The following is a 22,337-nucleotide window of genomic DNA, read 5'->3' as shown; positions in this document are numbered from 1 at the left end:
GTTAGTCGTCTGAAGTCGGCTCTTCAGCCAAGGAAACCTTATCGTCCTTCTTGGCTGCTTTGGCTGCCTGCCGCTCCTGTTTGCGTTCTTCAAGTTCGCGTTCGCGGTGGGCATTAACGGCTTGGATCTGTTCTTGTGCCCGATCGACGGGATCCACCTGTAAGGGCTCATCGCGTCCGGTCCAGACTTTAATAATGCTCCACGCCACGGCGACCAGTGGCACGGCCAGCACTGCGCCGATAATGCCGGCCAGCACGGTCCCGGCGGTCAGTGCCATCAGCACGACCAGGGCGTGCAAGCTCAGCGTCTGGGCCATGACCACCGGTTGTAAGAAGTTGCCTTCCAATTGGTTGACCAGGATCACCGCTGCCAGCACAATCAATGCAACCACGGGCCCGTTCGTTACGAGCGCCACGAGCGTGGCGAGAATTCCAGCCACGGTGGCACCAACAATGGGGATAAATGCACCTAGGAACACGACGACACCCAGTGGGATGGCTAACGGCACCTGCAAGATAAGCAGTGCCAGGGTGATCCCGATGGCGTCCACGGCTGCCACGATGGCGGTCCCTCGGATGTAACCACCAAACGTTTGAAGCGCCCGATCACCCGAAGCAATCCACTGGGCACGGAAATGCTCCGGGGTCCAGGAGACGAAAAATGCCCAGATCCGGTCGCCATCTTTGAGCAGGAAGAACAAGATCACCAGGAACAGGACCAGCCCGGTGATGAAGCTTCCTGCGGCACCGATGGTGACCAGCGCACCGGTGCCGAATTCTTCGGAGGTCAAAAAGCCTGTGACCGTATCGAGGGCTGTATCTATTTGCTCTTGGTCAATCGTCAGTCCCAGCTGGCCCATGATGTTCTCAGCCCATTCGCGCAGCTGGTTGAAACCTTGCACGGCCTGTTCGACCAGTGTTTCCCACTCGTTAATGACCGCAAAGACCAGACCTGTACCGACCCCGCCCAATACGAGAAGCGACCCCAAAAACACCGTCCAAGCGGCCAACATACTAGACATCACGCGACGGCATAGACGCACCACGGGCCACAGAGCACAGGCAAGGATGATGGCAATGAGAGTTGGAATCACAACCATGGTGAGGTTCAACAGCGCCAGGACGACAAATGCGACGACCGTCCCGATAATGAGCAGCTGTAACGCTCGTATGCCCATTCGCCCCATGGTGTCGGTCCATAAGTGCGAAAGGGACCAGCGGGGTCGATTTTGTCGCGACTCGCGAAGTTCGTCCAGGGTATTTGCCACGGGGCGCCTCCAGGCTGACATCGGCAGGTACTGCTGTCTCAGGATACCCCTGCGACCTTCGAACCGGAAGTCTCCTTCGTGCACTTCATCCATAGATTCGACAGACCATATTTGAAAGTTCGTCTCGACGAACATATGATCGAGACCAAATCTTCCGGCAGGATTTCAAGTCATGCCGCGTCGATTAGTACGCCGTTGCGCGCTAGCTGCCTAAGATGCGATGTACCGGTACTACAGCGTGTGGCCACCGCCACGCCCGATGTGAAAGGCCCAACCGTGACCACTGACGTGTTGACGATCGACAATCTGCACGTGTCGTATCGTGGTGTCAAAGCCGTCGATGGTCTCACGGTTACGGTGCCTGCCGGCACGATGACGTGCATTATTGGCCCCAATGGCTCCGGAAAATCCACCACGCTCAAGGCCGTGCTGGGGTTAGTCGAAACGAGCCACGGTCGCATCCGGTTTTTTGGTCAGCGCGTCGACAAAGTCCGCAGCCGCATAGCCTATGTACCCCAGCGATCCACCACCGACTGGGATTTCCCCATCAATGTCTTCGACACGGTGCTGTTAGGTACCTATCCCAAGCTTCGGGTCTTTCAGCGCCCCGGCGCCGTCGAACGCGAAGTCGCCCGACGTGCACTGAGGCGAGTACACATGGAAGATTTCGCCGACCGTCAGGTGGCTGACCTATCGGGCGGTCAACAACAACGGGTCTTTATTGCCCGAGCGCTGGCCCAGCAAGCCGACATCCTACTGCTCGATGAGCCGCTGATGGGCATCGATGCCGCCAGCGAAGCCAACATCATAGAGATCTTGACCGAGCTGTGCCGAGCCGGCAAAACCGTGGTCATGGTCCACCACGACCTATCGAATATTGAACAGTATTTTGACTACATCATCATGTTGAACCAGCAGCTGATCGCCCAAGGACCAGTCGCCGACCAACTCACCGCTGAACACCTCACAGCGACGTTCGGCGCGAATCTGTTGGGACGTCCGGAGTAGCCGTGGAATTTTTCACCGATCTGATCAACTACCCGCACCTGACTCGCGCGGCGATTACTGCCATGGTTATCGGCATCGTCTCCGGAGTGGTGGGGTGCCTGATCATTTTGCGCGGCCTGTCGCTGATGGGAGATGCGATCTCGCACGCTGTCATGCCCGGGATCGCGGTTTCGTTCTTTTTCGGCGCTAATATTTTTGTTGGCGCACTGATTTCGGGGCTCCTCGCCGCTGCCGGTATCGGTTTTGTGAACGCCAATACTCGACTCAAACGCGACACTTCCATCGGCATTGTCTTTACGGCATTCCTCGCCGCCGGAGTGATCCTACTGGCCCGCACCGAATCCTCAGTTTCATTGCAATCGATTTTATTCGGGGATGTGCTCGCCACCCGCACCACGGATATGTGGCAATCCATTGTCATCGCGGTGGTCATTACCATCCTGGTGGTCCTGTTCTATAAACAGCTGCAAATCACCACCATGGACGCAGAAATTGCCAAGGCCTATGGCTTTCCGACGCGCGCCATTAATTACGCGGTGCTGATCGCTTTAGCAGTTGTTACCGTTTCGGCGGTCCAGACCGTGGGCGTCATTCTCGTGGTCGCCATGCTCGTCACGCCGGCAGCGACGGCTTTTCTGTTGTCCAAGAAATTTTCCACGATGATGTGGCTAGCAGCGCTGTTCGGGATGTTCTCTTCAATTGCGGGCCTGTATTTTAGCTATACCTTCCAACTGCAATCCGGACCTGCCATCGTCTTAGTCGCCTTCAGCCTGTTCGTGCTGGCGTTTTTCTTCAGTCCATCCCAGGGATTTATCTGGACCCAGGCCCATAAGCGTCGCGAACGTCGTCTGATCGCCATCCACCCCGACTCCAAGGAGCAAACAACCCTATGACCAAACCCCGGACCGCTACGCTTGCCGCTCTCGGCGCGTTCGTCTTGGCCGGCTGCGCCGACCCCGACACCGCCGACTCTAACGGGTCAGACACCGTCCAAGCCGTAGCAACCTTTACGATTCTCACCGACATCGTGGAAGAAATTGGTGGCGAACACGTCGCAGTGCACAACCTGGTCCCGGTCGGTCAAGATCCCCACGAGTATGACTCCAGACCGGCAGACACGACCGCATTGTCCGATGCCGATGTGTTTTTCGTCAACGGTTTGAATCTAGAAGGTGGCGAGCAGGGCTGGGCTGCGCGCATGGCCGACTCGGTTGAGCTGCCCGAGGAGCATCGCATTGTGACCACCGAGGGGGTGGAACCGCTGTATCTGACCGAAGGGGTCGAAGACTCCGTGAACCCCCATGCCTTCCTGGATCCCAACGTGGGCGTTATCATGGCTGAAAACGTAGCAGCCGGGTTAGTTGAAATCGACCCGGATAACGCGGAGGCCTATGAACACAATCTGTCCGAATACGTGGCACAACTCAACGCCATCCACGACCGATACCAACAACAGATCGGCGATCTCGAGGAAGATCGCCGCGTGCTGGTCACCTCCGAGCGGGCCTTTCAGTATGTGGCTGACCGTTACGACCTGCTTGAAGGCTACATTTGGGCGGTGGATACCGACGACATTGGGACTCCAGACCAGATCATCTCACTCATCGACTTCGTCGAAGAACATCAACCACCGGCACTCTTTCTCGAATCCAACGTGACGCCGGCGCCCATGGAAACAGTCTCGGATGACACCGGTGTGGAGATTCACGCCATCCTCTACTCCGACGAACTCGCACCCGAAGGTGAACCCGGTGACACTTATGTGGGCATGCTCGAAGAAAACCTCAACAGAATAGCCGACGGTCTACAGCAGTAGCCGAAGAAAGGAACCCCATGACCAACCGCCTCAAGCCCGGCGATACCGCCCCCGAGTTCTCCCTACCCGATGCCAACGGCAACACCGTGTCGTTGTCCGATTATGCCGGTCAGAAAGTCATCGTGTACTTCTACCCCAAGGCCATGACCCCGGGCTGCACCACCCAGGCCTGCGATTTCCGCGACCGCATGGAGCGGTTTTCCGCCGACGGCTACACCGTCATCGGCATCTCCCCCGACGCGGTCAAAAGCCTGGATAAATTCACCGAAAAAGAGAACCTCAACTTCCCGGTGCTGGCCGATGAAGACCACAAAGTGGCCGAAGCCTACGGCGCCTGGGGCGAGAAGAAAAACTACGGCAAAGTCTTTGAAGGCCTCATCCGCTCGACGATCGTAATTGATGAGGAAGGCAAAGTTACCGAAGCCCAGTACAACGTTAAAGCCAAAGGTCACGTCGACAAACTCCGTCGTGACCTCGGCTTAGAAGCCGCCTAACAGATCAATTAGGTAATTCGTCGTCGATGGACTAAGCTTATTCCTCGGTCCATCAAGACGAATCCGCGGGCGTGGCGGAATTGGTAGACGCGCTGGATTTAGGTTCCAGTGTCTTTAAAGACGTAAGGGTTCAAGTCCCTTCGCCCGCACAATTGTTGCAATGTGCCACGGAAGGATTTCGATGCATCTTTCCCGTCGCACGCTTCTTGCCGGTCTGGCGTCCCTGGGGCTCGTTCCACTCGGCACGCCCTCCACCGCACTTCCAGCCACGGCCACGCGCACCCCGATCCAGACAACAAATACCACGTCGGAAACATTCCGCATCGGTGTGCCGTCTCGTGCGCTGACCACGGATCCGGCCGTAACCAACGATGTCGAAACGCTGCGACTGGCCCGCCAGGTGTATCAGAACCTCATCGGCGTCGACAACGAAACCGGCGAGAACATCCCGGCGCTCGCCGCTGACTGGACCATCTCCCGAGACGGCACCGAAGTGGTGTTCGAACTCGAAGAAGACGTCACCTTCCACGACGGCACCGAACTCACCGCCGAGGTCGTGGTTGAAAATTTCGCCCGCTGGGGCACGGCCAACGAACTGTTGGGCACCCAGCGCCTCCGACAAGCCGGCCGCCTGCCGTTTTCGGTGGTCTTTGGTGGCTATGCTTCCGAAGACTCATGCCTTGTAGATTCCGTTGAAGCTACCGGCGACCACGAGGTTACGCTGACCCTGCGCGAGCCCATCCCCCAGCTCATTGCCGCCCTGACCCATCCGGCGTTTAGCATCACCTCCCCTGCGTCGTGGGCTGATTTTGATGCCGCACTGGCCGAGGGACTACCGATGATTCCGCTGGCCGGGACCGGCCCCTATCGTTGGGGTGACACCTCGGACACCACCGTCGGGCTAGCAGCCGTTGATGCCAACCACGATGTTGAAGTGCTAACCATTCCGAATCTGCACGAACGCCTCTACGGGCTTCGGACCCAACAACTCGATGTATTCGATGGGGTGGCCCCGTCGGTGCTGCGAGAACTGGTCCAGTCTGGGTATCAGGTCCTGCAGCGTGACCCACTGGCCGTGCTGTATTTGGGCATCAACCAGGCCCATCCGGTGCTGGCCGATCTGCACGTCCGCCAGGCCGTAGCCCACGCGCTCTACCGCGGCGAGATGATCGCCAGCTTGCATCTGGAGGGCTCGTACGTCGCCCACCAATTCAATCCGCCATCGCTGCTCGAACGTTCCGATGCGGTGGTCACCTATGACGCCGACGTCGAACGGGCCCGCAACCTATTGGCCGCGGCAGGCTATGACGGCGAACCCATTGAGTTTTGGTATCCCACCGGAGCCGAACGCGTCTACATGTCCCAACCCCAAAAACTTTATGCACACTTGTCCGGGCGGTTAGCTGCGGCCGGGTTTAATATCGTGGCCAAACCAATCGCGTGGGATGAAGGGCAGTACTTGTCGCAAGTCATGAGCCCCTCGACCGACCGAGGCGTGCATCTGCTGGGGCGTAACTTCTTTATCCGCGATGCGTTGTATGTGCTGGCCGAACTGTTCGAGCGACCCACGGGTGAATTCGCCTGGGCCAACCCGACCGTGATCGAGGCGTTGGCTGCCGCGCGGATCGAAGACGACCCGGATGCCCGCACCGCATTGTTAACTGCTGTCGAAGAGGCCGCCAGTCTCGATATTCCCGCGGTGCCGCTGACCTTCCCCATTACGGCGCTGGCTTCGGGCCACAATGTTGACTTCTATCCAATTTCCCCGGTGTTGGACGAGCAGTACTCCCGAGTGCAGTTGTCCTAATTTATCCTTGGCCTCTTGACAGTAGTAGAGTGGCATGGTCATCAGTCGATCAATGAGGATCAGGAGAACGACGTGCAGCAGTCAGGATCATCCCCCGCATACGATGTTGTATTGATCGGGGGTGGGATTATGTCTGCCACCCTGGGCACGATGCTGACCGAACTGGAGCCAGACTGGTCCGTCGCACTGTACGAAAACCTTCACCAGGCCGGCCAGGAGTCCTCCGACCCCTGGAATAACGCCGGTACCGGTCACGCCGCGCTGTGCGAGCTGAACTACTCGCCTTCAGGCCCCGGCGGCGTCGTGGATATCACTAAAGCCACCAATATCAACGAGCAGTACCACATGTCGTTGCAGTACTGGTCTCACCTGGTCGAAAACGGCACCCTGACTGATCCGCGCAGCTTCATCAATGCGCTGCCGCACATGTCGTTTGTGTGGGGTGACGACCACGCCAAATACTTACAGGCTCGGTACGAGACCATGGTCCCGAACCCGCTGTTCGCCGAGATGGAGCACACCGAAGATCCCGACAAGATCGCTGAGTGGGCTCCCCTCCTGGCCGAAGGCCGGGCACCCGGACAGCGCGTGGCCGCTTCCCGCTTCGAGGCCGGCACTGACGTCGACTTCGGCGCACTCACCCGCCAGCTGATCAACAAAATGGATCACGACGGCGTCGAGCTGCACTACGGCCACAAAGTCACTAGTCTGTCGCGTGACACCGACGGCCGCTGGGAAATCGCCGTCCATGATCGTCTCAATGGTCGTAAATTTAGCGTCAAAGCACGCTTTGTATTCATCGGAGCCGGGGGCGGAGCGCTTGACCTCCTGCAGTCCTCTGGAATCCCCGAGGCCAAAGGCTACGGTGGATTCCCGATCTCGGGCCAGTTCTTGCGCGCAACCAATCAGCAGGTCATCGACCGTCACCACGCGAAGGTCTACGGCCAGGCCGCCGTGGGCGCGCCACCGATGTCGGTCCCACACTTAGACACCCGGTTTGTTGATGGCCGTCGGTCGCTGATGTTCGGGCCGTACGCTGGATTCTCCACAAACTTTTTGAAAACCGGATCAATCTTTGATCTGCCGAAATCCGTGCGCCCGCACAACATCGGGACCATGCTCAACGTCGCCAAGGACAACTTCGACCTCGTCGGCTACCTCGTCTCTGAGGTAGCTAAGACGCACGGCAAAAAAGTCGATACCCTGCGTGGTTTCTACCCTGCCGCTGTCGAAGACGAATGGGAACTCATCACCGCTGGCCAGCGCGTCCAAGTCATGAAGAAGGACCCCAAGAAGGGCGGCGTGCTGCAGTTTGGTACCGAACTTGTCTCCGGTGCTGACGGTTCTATTGCCGCTTTGCTGGGCGCTTCGCCCGGGGCTTCGACTGCCGCGCCCATTATGGTCCAGCTGTTGCAGCGCAGCTTCCCGGATCGCTTCACCGGCTGGGAGTCCAAGCTGACCGAGATGATCCCGACGCTGGGTCAACGCCTGAACGAGAATCCCAAGCTCCTGGCCGAGGTCACACAGGCAACCACCAAAACGCTGCAGCTCGCCTAGATAATCGCCTCGGGTCGACACCGGCCTGAGAGTTGTTGGGGATAACGTCGTCGTTGTCCACATTCTGGCCGTTGGTGCCTGCCCGGTCGCCGTCCTACGTCACACTAGTGACCAGGAGGTGAGACCCGTGACGACGCCACTGAACGCCCCGACAGCATTGTCGCTCGATTGGGCCGCCCTGACTGCTGAGGAAATCCATGAGCAGATTCGGGCCGGACTTGAGGCCCTGGCCGACCGTGAGCCCGACGCGCCCAGCAACGGGGCACTGCAGCGTTCGATGTTGCTGGAAGCAACCCTGCGGAGGGCAACCGCTGTGCAATACCAGTACACCGGGCTGCTCAAGGATGCGTTCAACGATCCCAAGCTGCGCCACACACTGGGCTTACCCGAGGGCAAGACCGCGTTCCGTGACGCCACCGATCTACTGGCTAAAACCCACGGGATTCGCGCTAACGAGGCGGCCGGCCGGATGCGACTTGCAGCGGCCATGACTCCCGCACGGGCATCCGATCCAGACCGTGCCGGCAGCATCGGGCACACGCGACTGCCGCTCCTGGGCGCCCTGCAGGGGCGCGTCAATCCCTCGAAGTTGTCGTCTGCGTTAGCGATGATTGATGAGGTTGAAGCCAACGCGGAGGCTGCGGGGAAAGATGAAGCGTTTCGAACAAAGCTGCGTAAGGTTATTGAAAAAGACTTCGCTGAGAAAATCGAACACACCACACCCGAGGAGTTCAGCCGATACGTCGGGCAACGCAAGAAAGACCTCTTGGCCTCGATCGACCCGTCAGATAAGCAATTTACCGCACGCCAGACCGAAGCGATGCATGATGTGCGCCGCATTGGGTTGGTCCGAGGTAATAAAAATGCGGTCGAATGGCGACTGATTACCGACGCCGAGGGCGATGAGCGGTTACAAACATTGCTGGCCGCTGCGCTCAACCCGCGTGGAAAAAATGATGGTTCTTTTGAAACCCGCAGTCGCGGTCAACGTCGGATGCATGTGCTCCGTGATGCGCTGAGCTTTGTGCTGGCGAACTTTGACAAGGCCGGTTTCCGCGGAGCCAGCGGTGCCCACACGCAGATGCTGGTGATAACCGACTATGCAACGCTCCTAGAAGGCTTACGCCGCGAGTTCGCAGACTTGCTTCCCGAGTTGCAAGTGAGCCAACGTGAAGCCCTATTGCAGGCACATGCTGAGTCCCACACCGGTGAGGCGGAGGTCGAGGTTCGGCAGTTGCCGAGTTTGCCCTCGGCTCAGACCACCCGCGTGGATGAACTGTTAGAGGACCAGAACCTGGATCGGTTGCAACAGCGCATTTCGCAAGGCATCTACAACAATTACATTCCGCCCGATGTTATTCTGCGCATGCGTTGCGATGTTGGGCTGACTCCGGTCACGCTTACGGGCCAGCGACAGGTCTTATCGGTTGGCCGGCAACAACGGCAATTCAATGATGCACTTCGACGCGCCATTATGGCTCGCGATCGCGGGTGTGCTGTGCCGGGCTGTCATATGCCAGCTTCAATGTGCGAAGTGCATCACGTGACATACTGGTCACGTGGCGGAGAAACCAGTACCGAAAACGGCGTACTCTTATGCTCGCACCACCACCAGGCGGTGCACGCCGGAGCGCTAAAAATTTCTCGAGTCGACGGCGAGTTCCGGTTTATTCTGCATCCGCTACTCGACCCAGACCAAGTGCCCCGTAAGAACTACTTCTATCAGACCTGATCACGCGTTAACGCTGACTGTTCCAGGGATCTTGCGACTCGACGATACTCTCCCGAAAGAAGTCACGAACTCTTTGCCAGTCGACTTTCGCTTGGTCTAAGTGCTCAACCATCCGCGAGATTTCTGCGTGCTGTTGCTGCCGGTGTTCAATCGCCGCTCGGTACTGCATGCGCCGGCGGATCTCATGATGGAGGTCCTCTAGCCGGAGATCGGTTGCGGTGAGTTCCTCCAACAGTTCCCGATCGGTAAGCTCTTGGAGCTCATTACCGGAAGAGTCTGGAGTCGTCATGACTCTAGCTTAGATGATCGCGCTCACGCCGATAACAAGTCCTGGGATGACCACGAAGAGCCCGGCCAGCCAGGCGACAACGTAGAGTTTATTCTTCGCTCCCAGGTTACCCAACCAGCTGGCCCCGATGACGGGCAGCGGGCGCAGGAATGGGATCAGGAAGATCAATGCGGCGGCTATGAGGTTGTAGAACAGGTGTACTGCGGCGGCTGTCATCGCGGCGGTGGCTTCGAAGCCGGAGAACCCGAATGCTGCGATCATGGCGGTCATCGTCGTACCGATGTTCGCCCCGACCGTGAATGGGTAGATCTGCCACAGCGAGAATTTTCCGGAAGCTGCCAGTGGGACGGCCAAGGATGTGGTGGTCGTGGAGGACTGAACCATAACGGTAATCAACAGTCCGGAGAAAATGCCGGAAAGTGGGCCACGGCCGATGGCTTTGTGGAAGGTTTTTTCTACATTGCCCACCAGCAACACTTTGAGCATGCTGGAGATGAATTTGATGACCATGAGGATCAACGCCACACCGATAGCGATCATGGCGATACCAGCCCATACCGGGGACAGAACCGCCATCGCGGTCGCTTCTACCAGGTCTGCTCCGGGATCGGTTACGGCGCTGACGCCGTTACCCAAGCCGGTAAAGACCGTGGCGACTACGCCGCCGTCGGAACCGGTGGTGATGCCCGCAAACCAGGTCCCGATCCGCTCGAGGAGTCCGAAGGCCCACTCCAGCGGGAAGAAGATGGCTACTGAGAGCAGGTTGTACATGTCATGAACTGACGCTGCAGAGAAGGCGCGTCGGAACTGATTACGATCCCCTGCTGCTCCCAGGGAGACCAGCGTGGAGGTCATGGTGGTGCCAACGTTGGCACCAAGCAGGATGGGGATAGCGGTGGCAAGTGGTAACCCACCGGCAACCATACCGACCACAATCGAGGTGGTGGTCGATGACGATTGGGTCAAAACGGTCGCGAGGATACCGATGACCAACCCGACCATGGGGTTCTGGGCAAAGGCGAAGATTTGTTCGGCTTGCCCACCGGTTGCCACACCGAAGCCAGAACCGATCACGCTAACAGCGGTGATAAGCACATAGACGGCGGCAACGACGGAGAGCCATTCAACGACTTTCCGGGTTCTTCCGGAGATAGGTAAGCGGTCCATGAAGCCTGGACGCTTCAGGTTCGATTCTTCCTCGATCTGAGGTTGCGTCGAAGCGCTGTATTGCAGAGGCTTGCGCTCCGTCGAATTATCTAGGCTCATACCTAAGATAGTCCCTTCCGTCTGGGCGGTGTCAGACCCAGTGAAACACTGGAAGGTAAACCAAAGGTTAACCTAGAACCAATGCACAGTTTCCCGGCGCGTCGAATGTCGCGAAACGTGCCGCTTTCACCCCGAATCTGAGGCATACCTCCTAGTCACGCGAGCCGATGAGGAGTTTGTCACACTGACAAATGAGACCCGAAAGTGAACACAGAGTTTTCAAAATACTTCAACGACAGGCATCCTGACTCCCTTACACGGGGTACTTCCGTAAGATGGGTCACTTTCTGGGCTGCGTAACGGTCGGATAGCCAACCTCGGGGAGCCGATGAATAACAACCAGTTAACCTGCTGTTCACCTTAGCGGTGCTCGAGGGGAAGATTTAAGGCTGCTACGCCAGGCCCGGGCCGAGGATATCGACGGTCGAACCGGCCTGACCCTTGGTCACCTGAATACGATGCGGGATCTGTTGTTTCATGGACTCCACATGCGACACTAGGCCGATCAGCCGACCGTCGTCTTGCAGTGTGGCGAGCACACCCATGACTTCCTCGAGCGTGTCGGCGTCCAGCGAGCCGAACCCTTCATCAATGAATAGCGTATCCATGGCGACCCCGCCAGCTTGGGCTTGGACGGCATCTGCCAGCCCTAGTGCTAGCGCAAGGGAGGCCATAAACGTTTCTCCCCCAGAGAGGGTGGAAGGCGTCCGGATCGTATCGTTGAGGTGATCGATCACCTCAAGATTGAGCCCGGCATGTCCTCGTCCGCCCTGGCCGACGGCATGTTGCAGTTCGTAGCGTCCACCGGTCATCCCGGTGAGTCGTTCTGAAGCGTTCAGGGCAACTTGTTCCAGCCATCCCGCCAAGACGAAAGAGCGCAGCGGCATGCTCACTGCATTTTCACCACGCCCCGCGACCACGTCGCTCAAGCCGACGAGTTCTTCGTATTCGGCGAGCAGTTCCGCGGAGCGGCGACTGACCTCTATCAGGGAGGCTTGCTGGGTGCGGCACTGGGCGTGAGTGGCCTGGATACTCCCATGTTCTCGGTTGGCGTCCGACAGCTGGGCTTCGGCTGCGCGCTGCGCTTCGTGTGCGCCATCGATGGTGTCTTGGGTGGGCGCTTCGACCCCGTCGTCGAGCAGTTTCAGACCCGCCTTGACTGCAGCCTGTCCAGCTTTTTCTTCGAGCCGGTCCTTTTCGGTAGTCCAACGGCGGATCAGGTCCTCGTGTTCGGCACAGAGTTCCGAGGCCATCACGTGCTCGCGGGCTTCAGCGATATCGGCGAAGGCGGAGTGTTCGTCTGTCGTCGAGGCAGCCAGGGCGTCGGTGACACGTTGCCGTGCGGTGTCGTGCGTCGCGACGGCCGCGGCGACCGCACCTGTCTGCTCGACGAGCTGCCCGACGAGTCGGCGGGCTGGCTCCACCGCCGCGCGGAAGGCTGCAACATCGTCATAGGTTCCAAGAGCTTGAGTTAAGTGTTGTTCAGCGTCTTCGAGCTCGGCGGTCAGCGTGGTAATTTGGGTGACGATTTCCGTCCGTTGCTGCTCGGCGACAGATTTCTCGTCACGCAACTGCTCAATCTGGGTTTCGTGGGTCTTAATGCGCGTACGTACGTCCTCGAGCTCTTTGACCTGGGCTTTTGCCGTAGTCACAGCCTGCTTGGTTTCTGTCACCTGATCGGTGGCGTCGTCCAGGCTGAGACCTCCCGCCTCGGATTTCAGCGACTGCAATGTGGCATGCTGCGCCTGATACGTTTCCTCGGCGTCATTGGCTGCGCGTCGTGCCTCAATGGCCCGTTGTTCCGCCTGTTGGACGGCTTCATTAGAGATGTCTTCCAGCCCGTGCGTGCTGGCCGGTTCTGGATGGCTGGTCGAACCACACACTTCACACGGCTGTCCATCTTGCAGCTTGTCGGCCAGAAAGCCTGCTGCAGCCTCAATCCGGCGACGCGTCAAGTCCTGAAACTTCTCGAGCGCGTTGTCAGCGTCCTGTTTGGCGGTCTCCCAGGCCTTCTTGAGGCGCTCAGTTTCGACTTGGGCAGCCTCGGCTCGTTTGGCAGCGGCCTGTTGAGTTTTGGCTTCCTCGAGACGTTGCGTGGCGGTGGTGAGGTGCTGTTCCACGCCGGAGAGTTCTTCGGCACGGGTCTTGTCCGCTGCGAGGTTTTCGCAGGCCAAGTCATACTGCTCCCCCAGCTTTGCGATCTTTTCGGCAAGCTCGTCGCGCGTTGTGAGCCACTGGGACAGTTGTTTCTTGCTCGCGGTGACGCTGGCCTGGGTCTTCTCCAATTGGGCCAGCTGTTCGAGCGCACGGATAGCTGAAGCTTCAACGCTCTTCCAACCATCCGATAACTGTTGCGTCGTATCTTCGGCAGCGCGAAACAGGTCTTGTCCGGCGGCCCATTCCACAATGAGCTCGTCTTGTTGTGCGGTGTCGCATTGGTCTTGGAGCTGCTCTAGGGCTGCAGTAAGTTGGGACTTAGCGGCATCACAATGCTGTTGGGCATCTAGCACCGGTTTAGCACGCTGGTGATGGGCCAGTTGCAATTGCGCTGCTTCAACGGCTGCAGCCTGGTCTTCGAGCGCAGTTTGACGACGCCGATACTCGCCGGCTTCGCGCACCTGTTCTTGTTGTTGTTCCAATCGCTGCACCGTTTTGCGCGCGGCCTCCCGGGCTTTTGTGAAGTGCTCAACGCGACGGAGCGCAGCGGCTTCGAGCTGGGTCATGATGCCGTCGACGTGATCGACTAATGCCTCGTCATCAAGCAAGTCGAGCTCTGGGTCATCGGTGTGTAACTCATCGTCTGGCTCAGCAGCGCCGTAGGTCTCAGCGGTCTCGATGAGTCCGGCGCGAAGAGTGTGACGACGCTCTTGGTCGGTTTCGACGGTGCCCCGTAACTTCTTGGCCCGGGCGTTCAGGTAGTCACCGATCTCATCGAAACGGTGGGTATTGAACAGCTGGCGCAGGATCGCTTCGCGGTCATTGCTCGAGGCCTTCAAAAAGCGCGCGAACTCGCCCTGCGGCAGGAGCACAACGGAGGTGAATTGTTCCCGGCTCAAGCCGATGACGCCGCGCAGGATCTGTTGGGCCTCATCCACCCGGGTGGTCAGTTGGCGGCGTTCACCTTCGACGATTTCGACCAGCGACATCGACGCCTGCCGGGCGACCACATCGCTGGGGTCTTTGGCGCCGCGGCGGGGCGCGTAGTGCTGTAAGGTGCGGTCGATGACAAACCGGCGGGTGCCAAATGAAACGTCCAGCTGGATGGTCGGGGGCACGCCGGGTTCAGCCAGAGTCGAGTGCAGTTCGGTGTTTTTGCGGTCGTCGTCGGCCTTGCCGTACAGCGCGAAGGTGATGGTGTCTAAGATGGTCGACTTGCCGGCACCCGTGGGCCCGTCCAGCAGGAACAGCCCGGCAGCGTCCAAACTTTCAAAACACAGGTGTTGTTGGGCCGCGTACGGGCCGATGGCCTGGAAGGTTAGTTCGTGGATGCGCATTATTTCACGTCTCCTTCTTTGACGCGGTTGACGTGGTCTAAGGCGTCCCGCAGCCAGCGCTGTTCGTTGTCCGAGGCCGGCCGGTTGCGGACGTGATCTACGAAATCCAACACCAGGTCCATATCGGTGGTGGCTTTGGCGATGCGATCCGAGTACGTGGTTTTCGCTTCAGTGCTACCGGTAGGGGCCAGGATAAAGTTCAGCATCCCGGGGAACCGAGCTTTGAGCCGGCGGAAGGCGTGCGGCGGACGTTTTGGGTCGGTCACGGTGATCTGGCACCACGCATCTTCGGCCCAGGTATATTCGTCGGATTCTAATAGCGGGGTGATCTCGTCTTTGAGCACCGCCAGGCGTTTGAGCTGTGGAATATCGATGGGTTCGACGGTCAACTCGTCACCGGTCTCGATCAACCACATGCCCTTTCGGTGGGCGTGTTCGGAAAACGAGTACGCCACCGGGGAGCCCGAATAGCGCACGGTGTCGCTCATTGTCTGGCGGCCGTGCAAGTGGCCCAGGGCGACGTAATCCATCCCCGCGAAGATATCGACCGGGACTTGACCCAGCGTCCCGACCTCGGTGCCTTCACCGATGTCACGTTCTGATTCGGAGGCCGACGCTCCGGCCGCGAACAGGTGGGCCATCATGATGTGGGTCGCATCGGTCAGCTCGCGTTGGGTCATCTCGGCGCGTACTTGGTCCATGACGTGCGTCATGATGCTGTAGTGGTTAGCCGCCACCTCAAAGTCTGCCGCGTGTAGGCGTGGTTCCAGATACGGTACCGTCCAGATGCACACCGGGTGCTCGTCACCAAAGATCAGCGGGTCAGTGATCGCCTCGGGCATCGTGCGGATGTGTACTCCGCGCATCATGCGCGACATAAAGCCCAGCCGGATCGCGGAATCGTGGTTGCCCGAGGTCACAACGACTTCGGCTCCGGCGGCGTGGAGATCCACCAGCGCCTGGTCAAACATCTGCACGGCGTCCACCGGGGGCAGCGCACGGTCATACACGTCCCCGGAAATCAGCACGATGTCGATGGCGCGTTCGGTCACGGTATCCACGATAAAATCAATGGCGTGTTGCTGGGCATCGAGCATATCCGTGTTATGAAACGAGCGGCCCAGATGCCAGTCCGAAGTGTGAAGTAGACGCATGCCATCCAGTGTAAGGCCCCGGGTGGGACACGCTAAGGTGGTGGACCATGGATAACTTCTCTTCGCGCATTGCCGGGGTGTTCTACGGGGGTGCCGCGGCCGAAGCCGCCGCCCTTGAACCAGAAGGTACCGAATATTCCACCGGCACCCAGCTGACGCTCTATGTTGCTGACGGGTTGCTCGAAGTGCTGGAATGGTCCGCCCGGGGTGAGGCCGCCGACCCGCCAGCCGCCATCTGGTTGGCACTGCTGCGCTGGTATAAAAACCGTTTCGGGACTCTCCCCGAGGGACTACCGCCCGCCCCCGCGCGTCGCATTGATGACCATCAGCTCTACCCCGGCGATGTCGAGCCTGCGACCACAGCAGGATTAGAAGAAGTGGAGATGGGGCTGCCGCGCAAACCACACGGCGTGGATGCCACCGGGACCGATGCACTAGTGCGTGCCGCCCCGCTGGGTATGCTCCCGCAGGTCGATACCAACTGGGTGGCCACCATGTCTCGCCAGGTCGCCGTGTTGACCCACGCTGACTGGCTCACCCCGACGGCATACAGTCTCGTTATGCACCACATCATCACCGGCAAGAGCCTGATCACCGCGGTGACCGAAGTCCTGTCGTGGCTGGGCGAACAGCAAGATGGTGACGACCTGGCCCAGCAGATCCGCACCGGATTATCCGAGGATCTCAACTCTCCGACAACGGCCCGCCAGGTGTTCCCCGCGGCGATTCGCGCGGTGGCTGACGTTCTAGAACAACCGGTCGCACCCGAACAGCTGTTTCGTGCCGCAGTGACTCAGGCGGTACATTTCGGGGGAAACACGCAGGCTACCGCCTTACTTGCCGGCCAGTTGATCGGTGCGATATTCGGAAATACCGCCACCGGGACGCCATCGTATCTGAACAACTACGTTGCCTTAGAAGAGACCGTGGACCGGTGGATCAGCCACACCACCTAATTATTCCAGCTCAGTTACTGGTACGAATTCGTATCCGAGGTCTTTGATCCCATCGACGACTTCAGCCAGATAGTCGAGGTCCAGAAACGGGTGGAAATAAAAACTTGCTGTGGATTCGGTGACCGCCAGGTTTGCTTCGGCACGATCCACCAGCAGTTGCGGTGGCCGAGCCGGATGATTATTTTGTTCTTTCTCGGTGGGGTTTTGTAGGTTCTCTGGATACACGGTTGACCCATAGATATCGTGCACGGCATAGGGGAAGATCTGGCCATAAGAATGTTCGGAAGTGAACTCCCCGCCCGAGAGCATGCCGGCATAGTACTCGACCTGTTCGTAGCGGGCGTCATATTCTTCGGCCATCGCCGTGTAGGCATTCACCGACGCCGTGTAATGCGGTGTTTCGAAGATCTTGGGTTCTCCCAGCCCGGCTTCGATCATGATCTCGCGGCCGTGGGCCAACCGGGCACGATGATCATCGATATCGTCTTTAGGCAGCGGATCCTTTTTTCGCACCCAGGAGCTGTTATCGCATTCTTCCCACTCAAATGGTGGTAGTTCAGTTGCCGAACAGCCATACCCGTAGAACTCATAGTCGTCACCACTGCGCCCGCTGTACGGGTTATCAGCGGCACCGTATTGGTGAGTCGTACCGTGCTGAATCAGGGTACCACCGCGTTGCTGCATGTATTTGAGTGCTTCAACAACCTCGGGAGAATCCTGCAGGCTCAGTCCGTAGAAGTCTTCCTCGTCAGGGGTGCGATCAATCATGACCGGAATGACAGCCACCTGAAATGGCACATTTTCAGCGTGTAAGTAGTCCGCGATGGCACGAAGCTGTTCGGGACTGGACTCGGCGTTGACATCCTCAAGCCGGACCGCCGCGCGTTGGCTTTCCTTCGTGTCCGGTGCCAATAAATCGTAATATAAATCCGCAAAAACTAGATACAGTTCGTTCCGGTCGATGAAGTGATACGGCAGCTCGACCAGGTGGGTGAGGTTTTCGGACCGAATGACCCACGGATGTTCATCGGTCCCACCTTCTTCTGCGCTGCTAGCGGTCGCCACGACCTCAACGCGATCCTGATCGGTAATCACCGGGGTATCCACCGTCCGTGGAATTTTGGCCCCGTTGGCATCTCGAGCCTCTTCGGCACCGTCAAAGCGGCTCAGCACTGCGTCATTATAGAACAGCTGATTGACGTCGCTGCTCTCCACGGTCTCTATCGTGTTGGGGTCCCAGCCATATCGCGCCACAAATTCAGCTTGGTTCCCCTCGGAAGCTAAGGCTTCGACGTTTTCACCGACCCACAGGACTTTGGTATTCCCCGTGAGTACGTCATCGACCAGAGCTTCCGGGACGTCCGTTCGATAATCGGTACCCACATAGACTGCTCCGTCGTACTCGGCAAGGTCCCCGGCGGAGTATTCGTCAAGGGGCTTGATCTCGACCGAGCCAAAATGCGTTGCCAGGTTTCCCGACACAATGGCATACATTTCGGCACTTTCAGCCTCGGCGGCCTCATCGTCATAGAGCACTAACGTTTCAGTGCCCTCGGATTTCCCATATGAGGCCGAAAAGGTGCGCGGGTCTGCCGCCGAGCTTCCCTCGAGACTGGCTTGAGCGTACTGCTCGACCAGTGCCGAGTTCTCGTGCGGGACGATCCCGTCGTCGGTGATGAGGAAAAGCCCGGCAACGGTTGCAGCAGGGACCGCTACCAACACTGTGCCAAACAGGGCACGCGCAGCGGGAGACAACTTATAAGTCTTGGACATGTGTGATGAGTCTTTCTCAAGGTGGGTTACTGTGAGCGCGCGCAGTCGGGTAGGTCAAAGTCGAAGAAGTGCACCCGAGCATCTTCGGTGTACAGCCCAACGGCACCGTCACGGTAGGGTGTTTCTTTGTCGGTGACGGTGGCCAGTTCTTGTCCGTCGGCAGACACGGTCATCGTGCCGTTGTCTTGGGTGACCGTCACTCGGTAATCTTTACCAATCGGAAAGGTCGGGCTATCTCCGGAGGCAAGGAAGCGTTGGTTTCCCTCGTAGTTGGGATCTTGCTTGGATATTTCCCAGCCATTGGGTTTCAGCGCAACAGCATAGAACTGGGTATCAGATTGGAAATTCCAGAGCACCCAACCGACTTCCCAAATATTGGGGCTGCCCTGGCGCACCTGGGATTCGGTGTTGAGACTGACGGCGAAATCGGCCTCTTGGCACTGGCCCGTGGTGTGCACCAATCCCCCGTGGGTGATGGCATGGTCTGCTGCGGCTTGAGGTTCTAGGGTGATGCGTTCCCCGTCGGAGGTGACTGTCCCGTAGCCGGTGTAGCGGACCACCCAGTCGCCATAGGTCTCACCCTGGGCCCATGTCGCCTCATCGCCCGTTGGTCGCATGACCCACATCACTCCGATCACGATGGCAATGGTGGCGACTCCGAAAATCACCCATCCGATGAGTGCACGTCGTTTAGGCGAGGTTTGAACTGCCCGACGCGCTCTGCGAGACGGATGTGACATCGGTGAGGTCCTTTGCTGGTTCTTTCATGCGGTCTGTTTTGGCCCAGCCGTTGCGACCCGTCAGCATGCGGTAGGCAGCTCGCCAGCCGGCGATGTACCAGAGGGTGGCATACAGCGCAAACAGGTGGAACACCAACACTGCATGCAGCCAGCTGATACCCGAGTCACGCTCTTGTTGCCAGTACAGGGTCCCGAAGAGCAGGATCGGACCAAATGCGACGACATAGGCGGAAACCCACCATGCGGAAAACGCCAGGGTTCCAGTAGCCAGGTCGAAGCCCAGGTCGACCGTCCACAAACCAAAGGCGACAGTAAATAGCGAGGCCACGAGCAAGAGGTACGGGCTGGTGATGTGATATCCCAGGTCTAGGCGGCGTGTGCCGCGCAGCGTGCCCAGCACCCAGGGCATCAATTCCCAAGACTGCAGGTGACCTTGAAACCAGCGGGTGCGTTGTTTGACCCAGCGTTTGATATCGACCAAACCTTGTTGATGAACCGAGGTTTCAGAGCAAAATTCAGTGGTCCATCCGGCGAGCATAAGCCGGATTCCTAAGTCGAGGTCTTCGGCCAGTGAGTCCGTCCAGGGTTTGGTGCCGAGGCTGTTGAGCGCATTCAACCGAACGAACTGGCCGTTGCCCCCGAGCCCAACGGAGCCCAAGTGGCGTCGGCCTCGTTGAAAGACCCTGGTATATAGGACGAACTCGATATCCTGCATTCGTGCCAGGAGGTTGGCTTTGCGGTTGTTGATGCGCACCCCGATTTGTATCCCGCCCAGTTGCGGGTCGTCGAAGCTTGGCAGCACGACGTCTAGGGCGTGGGGTTCAAGCCTTCCATCAGCGTCAACGACGACGATAATGGCGCTCGAGGGGTCAAAATCGGGGCCTAGCGCCCCCTCACGGATATGTTGGATGCCCGCGTTGAGCGCTTGACCTTTGCCTTGTCGGGCATTGGGAAGCATACGACGCAGCAGTTTGACGCGCGGGTCGGGATTCTCCATCACGAGCTGCGCCGTGGAATCATCCGAGCCGTCATCAATGACCAGAATGTGTATCTTTTGGTGGTCCAAGGCGGTGAGCCGTGCCAGGCTGGCGCTAATGACTTCTTCTTCGTTGAGACATGGAATGAGGAAGACGACATCGCGGTCTTTGGGGTGCGTCATCAGGTGGGAGCGCAGTCGGTTTTCCAGTGGTCTTCTGGGTTCAAAGCGCGACAGGATGAACAGCATCACTCCGTAGGCGACACCGCCCAGGATCAAGACCAGAGCGATGATGAGTATGAGATCAATGGTTTGTCCGAAAACAGCGATCATGCGGCTTCTCGTTCCATGGCTCGAGCGACACCGGCCACCTGGGCCTGGTGGGCTGGCGCCTTGCCTTGACGCTGAATGTTTTTGGTACGACGGCCCTGGATGACGAGTCGGTGTATCACGCCGACCATATTGGCCCCGACAAGCAGCACGATATACGCCAGGAAAAGTCCCACTCCGACGGTCAAGAGTAATCTGCTGGTGTCTTCTATGACGGCCAGTGCAGGGGTGACATCAATGATTGCCGAGTAATCTAACTTCACAGTGCACCACCTTTGGATGTGAGACGAGTTGTGGTGCGGGTGTGCGGACTTCGCGGTGTGAGGTCAATGAGGGGCATGGATCGGGTGCCTGTCTGTGTCATGGTCGTAGCTGACCGCAGGGTCATGTGACTCGCGGAGGCCTCGGTGCAGTGAAATGGCCCACAGGACAGCCTAGAGAAGGATTCGTGTTTTACCGGGGGTCAAGGTGATTTTCACCCCCGGTTTCAACCCCCGAAATAAACCCGCAAGTCAGAGGTCATAAAATTCCCTCACCCTAGTTACCGAACGGTAATAAAGGTTGAAAGTGCGTGTTTTTCCAGCTTCCAGATCTCTTGACCGCTACCGGTCGTCGGCGTAGCGTCAAAGCTCCCAAAGCGGCATGCTGACACCCCGAGTCAGGGAGGTCGCGCGTGGTTCTTGCACGGAAGGTCCCGACGATGACGATCAGATCCCTCGACACCGATCCGACTGCACTCACCCTCACTATTGTGGCGGATTTTCCCGTCCCGGTGCATCGGCTCTGGGACGCATATGTGGATCCACGGCAGTTGGAAGCATTTTGGGGTCCACCCACCTGGCCGGCCACCTTCACCCGTCACGGGTTCCGCCCCGGCGGCCGGTCGGAGTATCTCATGACCGGGCCCGACGGCGAACAAACCTTTGGGTACTGGCAGTTCAACAGCGTGGACCCACCGCACGGATTTGAGGTCCTCGACGGATTTGCGCACGCCGATGGCACCGCCAACGACCAGTTGCCTACCGTCCGCACGGTCTATGCCTTTGAAGAGTCGACCTTGGGTTCGCTCGTGACGGCGACCTCGCACTTCTCCTCCGCCCAGGAGATGGAACAGCTCATGGCCATGCAGATGGTTGAGGGCTTACGCGAAGCGCTGGGGCAGCTGGATGGGGTCGTGACCGATGAGTCGACCTATTCGGCCAGTCATATCGCCCAGTTGCAGTATCTGACCGACACCGTGATTCGAATCAGTCGTGTCATCCGGGCACCCATCGACAAAGTGTGGGCGGCCCACCACACCCCGGAGTTGGTTCGCCAGTGGATGCTGGGACCCGACGGTTGGGTCATGACCACCTGCGATGTTGCCCAGCAGGTCGGTGAATCATACCGGTATGAGTGGGAAACCGTCGAAGGCACCGACCGGTTCGGTTTTACCGGCGAGCTCTTAGCCTTCGAGGCGCCGTATCATTTCATCACGACCGAACGGCTGCTGGGCGTCGAGGGTGCCAGCACGACCAATGAAGTCAATCTGGCCGAGGTCAGCCAGGGCACCCTGGTCACCACCGTCATTGAGTATCCGACGACTGAACTGCGCGATGTGGTCATCGATACGGGGATGGTCTCCGGGATGGAAGACAGTTACTCGCGGCTGGAGTCCAACATCGTCGCGTTCTAACGG

18 protein-coding genes and 1 tRNA gene are annotated in these 22,337 nt (G+C 58.6%); 10 read left to right on the top strand and 9 right to left on the bottom strand.

The window, feature by feature from the left end:
- Position 1: 1 nt before the first annotated feature.
- A complete protein-coding gene (locus tag J2S62_RS05440) occupies positions 2-1,267 on the bottom strand; it encodes an AI-2E family transporter (RefSeq protein WP_310172314.1) in 1,266 nt (421 codons plus the stop codon).
- A gap of 240 nt (positions 1,268-1,507) precedes the next feature.
- Between J2S62_RS05440 and J2S62_RS05435 the strand changes: the two genes are divergently transcribed.
- From J2S62_RS05435 to J2S62_RS05400, 8 genes are all read left to right on the top strand, one after another.
- Positions 1,508-2,275, top strand: a complete 768-nt coding sequence (locus J2S62_RS05435; RefSeq protein WP_310172313.1) for a metal ABC transporter ATP-binding protein — start codon at positions 1,508-1,510, stop codon at positions 2,273-2,275.
- Positions 2,276-2,277: 2 nt separating this feature from the next.
- Complete coding sequence (locus J2S62_RS05430) at positions 2,278-3,168, top strand: metal ABC transporter permease (RefSeq protein WP_310172309.1); 891 nt, start codon at positions 2,278-2,280, stop codon at positions 3,166-3,168.
- Positions 3,165-4,091 (top strand): metal ABC transporter solute-binding protein, Zn/Mn family, encoded by a 927-nt coding sequence (locus J2S62_RS05425; RefSeq protein WP_310172306.1) that lies wholly within the window; start codon positions 3,165-3,167, stop codon positions 4,089-4,091. The genes J2S62_RS05430 and J2S62_RS05425 overlap by 4 nt, the downstream gene beginning before the upstream one ends.
- A gap of 17 nt (positions 4,092-4,108) precedes the next feature.
- Positions 4,109-4,585 (top strand): thioredoxin-dependent thiol peroxidase, encoded by a 477-nt coding sequence (gene bcp, locus J2S62_RS05420; RefSeq protein ID WP_310172304.1) that lies wholly within the window; start codon positions 4,109-4,111, stop codon positions 4,583-4,585.
- 65 nt (positions 4,586-4,650) lie between these two features.
- Positions 4,651-4,734, top strand: a tRNA-Leu gene (locus J2S62_RS05415).
- 32 nt (positions 4,735-4,766) lie between these two features.
- A complete protein-coding gene (locus J2S62_RS05410; RefSeq protein WP_310172301.1) occupies positions 4,767-6,392 on the top strand; it encodes an ABC transporter substrate-binding protein in 1,626 nt (541 codons plus the stop codon).
- 72 nt (positions 6,393-6,464) lie between these two features.
- A complete protein-coding gene (locus J2S62_RS05405; protein WP_310175732.1) occupies positions 6,465-7,949 on the top strand; it encodes a malate:quinone oxidoreductase in 1,485 nt (494 codons plus the stop codon).
- Positions 7,950-8,076: 127 nt separating this feature from the next.
- Complete coding sequence (locus J2S62_RS05400; protein WP_310172297.1) at positions 8,077-9,681, top strand: HNH endonuclease; 1,605 nt, start codon at positions 8,077-8,079, stop codon at positions 9,679-9,681.
- A 7-nt stretch (positions 9,682-9,688) separates the two neighbouring features.
- Here the strand turns inward: J2S62_RS05400 and J2S62_RS05395 are convergent, their stop codons facing one another.
- From J2S62_RS05395 to J2S62_RS05380, 4 genes are all read right to left on the bottom strand, one after another.
- Positions 9,689-9,970 carry a hypothetical protein gene (locus tag J2S62_RS05395; RefSeq protein WP_310172294.1) on the bottom strand — a complete coding sequence of 94 codons (282 nt, stop codon included), beginning with the start codon at positions 9,968-9,970 and terminating at the stop codon, positions 9,689-9,691.
- Between the two features lie 9 nt (positions 9,971-9,979).
- On the bottom strand, positions 9,980-11,236 hold the full coding sequence (locus J2S62_RS05390; RefSeq protein WP_310172291.1) for a Na/Pi symporter: 1,257 nt from the start codon (positions 11,234-11,236) through the stop codon (positions 9,980-9,982).
- Positions 11,237-11,628: 392 nt separating this feature from the next.
- Entirely contained in the window at positions 11,629-14,730 is a 3,102-nt protein-coding gene (locus J2S62_RS05385; RefSeq protein ID WP_310172288.1) for an SMC family ATPase, read from the bottom strand.
- Positions 14,730-15,884, bottom strand: coding sequence for a metallophosphoesterase family protein (locus J2S62_RS05380; protein WP_310172285.1), 1,155 nt, complete (start codon positions 15,882-15,884; stop codon positions 14,730-14,732). The genes J2S62_RS05385 and J2S62_RS05380 overlap by 1 nt, the downstream gene beginning before the upstream one ends.
- A 47-nt stretch (positions 15,885-15,931) precedes the next feature.
- On the opposite strand from J2S62_RS05380, the gene J2S62_RS05375 reads away from it, so the two are divergent.
- Entirely contained in the window at positions 15,932-16,840 is a 909-nt protein-coding gene (locus J2S62_RS05375; protein ID WP_310172282.1) for an ADP-ribosylglycohydrolase family protein, read from the top strand.
- On the opposite strand, the gene J2S62_RS05370 is transcribed toward J2S62_RS05375, so the two are convergent.
- From J2S62_RS05370 to J2S62_RS05355, 4 genes are read right to left on the bottom strand one after another with little or no spacing between them, the layout of a single operon-like run.
- Entirely contained in the window at positions 16,841-18,613 is a 1,773-nt protein-coding gene (locus J2S62_RS05370) for a DUF2334 domain-containing protein (RefSeq protein WP_310172279.1), read from the bottom strand.
- A 26-nt stretch (positions 18,614-18,639) separates the two neighbouring features.
- On the bottom strand, positions 18,640-19,353 hold the full coding sequence (locus J2S62_RS05365; RefSeq protein WP_310172277.1) for a calcium-binding protein: 714 nt from the start codon (positions 19,351-19,353) through the stop codon (positions 18,640-18,642).
- Positions 19,304-20,662 (bottom strand): glycosyltransferase family 2 protein, encoded by a 1,359-nt coding sequence (locus tag J2S62_RS05360; RefSeq protein ID WP_310172274.1) that lies wholly within the window; start codon positions 20,660-20,662, stop codon positions 19,304-19,306. Before J2S62_RS05360 ends, J2S62_RS05365 begins: the two co-directional genes overlap by 50 nt.
- Entirely contained in the window at positions 20,659-20,922 is a 264-nt protein-coding gene (locus J2S62_RS05355; RefSeq protein ID WP_310172271.1) for a hypothetical protein, read from the bottom strand. Before J2S62_RS05355 ends, J2S62_RS05360 begins: the two co-directional genes overlap by 4 nt.
- Positions 20,923-21,359: 437 nt before the next feature.
- Between J2S62_RS05355 and J2S62_RS05350 the strand changes: the two genes are divergently transcribed.
- Entirely contained in the window at positions 21,360-22,334 is a 975-nt protein-coding gene (locus J2S62_RS05350; protein WP_310172268.1) for an SRPBCC family protein, read from the top strand.
- Positions 22,335-22,337: the final 3 nt, after the last annotated feature.

Source organism: Enteractinococcus fodinae (assembly GCF_031458395.1).
Lineage (GTDB): Bacteria > Actinomycetota > Actinomycetes > Actinomycetales > Micrococcaceae > Yaniella > Yaniella fodinae.
This window is presented reverse-complemented; position numbering and strand designations above follow the sequence as displayed.

Coding starts and splice junctions, on each gene's coding strand:
- J2S62_RS05380 (WP_310172285.1), bottom strand. CDS start 15,884: ATGCGTCTACTTCACACTTCGGACTGGCATCTGGGCCGCTCGTTTCAT.
- J2S62_RS05385 (WP_310172288.1), bottom strand. CDS start 14,730: ATGCGCATCCACGAACTAACCTTCCAGGCCATCGGCCCGTACGCGGCC.
- J2S62_RS05410 (WP_310172301.1), top strand. CDS start 4,767: ATGCATCTTTCCCGTCGCACGCTTCTTGCCGGTCTGGCGTCCCTGGGG.
- bcp (WP_310172304.1), top strand. CDS start 4,109: ATGACCAACCGCCTCAAGCCCGGCGATACCGCCCCCGAGTTCTCCCTA.
- J2S62_RS05370 (WP_310172279.1), bottom strand. CDS start 18,613: ATGTCCAAGACTTATAAGTTGTCTCCCGCTGCGCGTGCCCTGTTTGGC.
- J2S62_RS05390 (WP_310172291.1), bottom strand. CDS start 11,236: ATGAGCCTAGATAATTCGACGGAGCGCAAGCCTCTGCAATACAGCGCT.
- J2S62_RS05360 (WP_310172274.1), bottom strand. CDS start 20,662: ATGATCGCTGTTTTCGGACAAACCATTGATCTCATACTCATCATCGCT.
- J2S62_RS05395 (WP_310172294.1), bottom strand. CDS start 9,970: ATGACGACTCCAGACTCTTCCGGTAATGAGCTCCAAGAGCTTACCGAT.
- J2S62_RS05375 (WP_310172282.1), top strand. CDS start 15,932: ATGGATAACTTCTCTTCGCGCATTGCCGGGGTGTTCTACGGGGGTGCC.
- J2S62_RS05365 (WP_310172277.1), bottom strand. CDS start 19,353: ATGTCACATCCGTCTCGCAGAGCGCGTCGGGCAGTTCAAACCTCGCCT.
- J2S62_RS05425 (WP_310172306.1), top strand. CDS start 3,165: ATGACCAAACCCCGGACCGCTACGCTTGCCGCTCTCGGCGCGTTCGTC.
- J2S62_RS05350 (WP_310172268.1), top strand. CDS start 21,360: ATGACGATCAGATCCCTCGACACCGATCCGACTGCACTCACCCTCACT.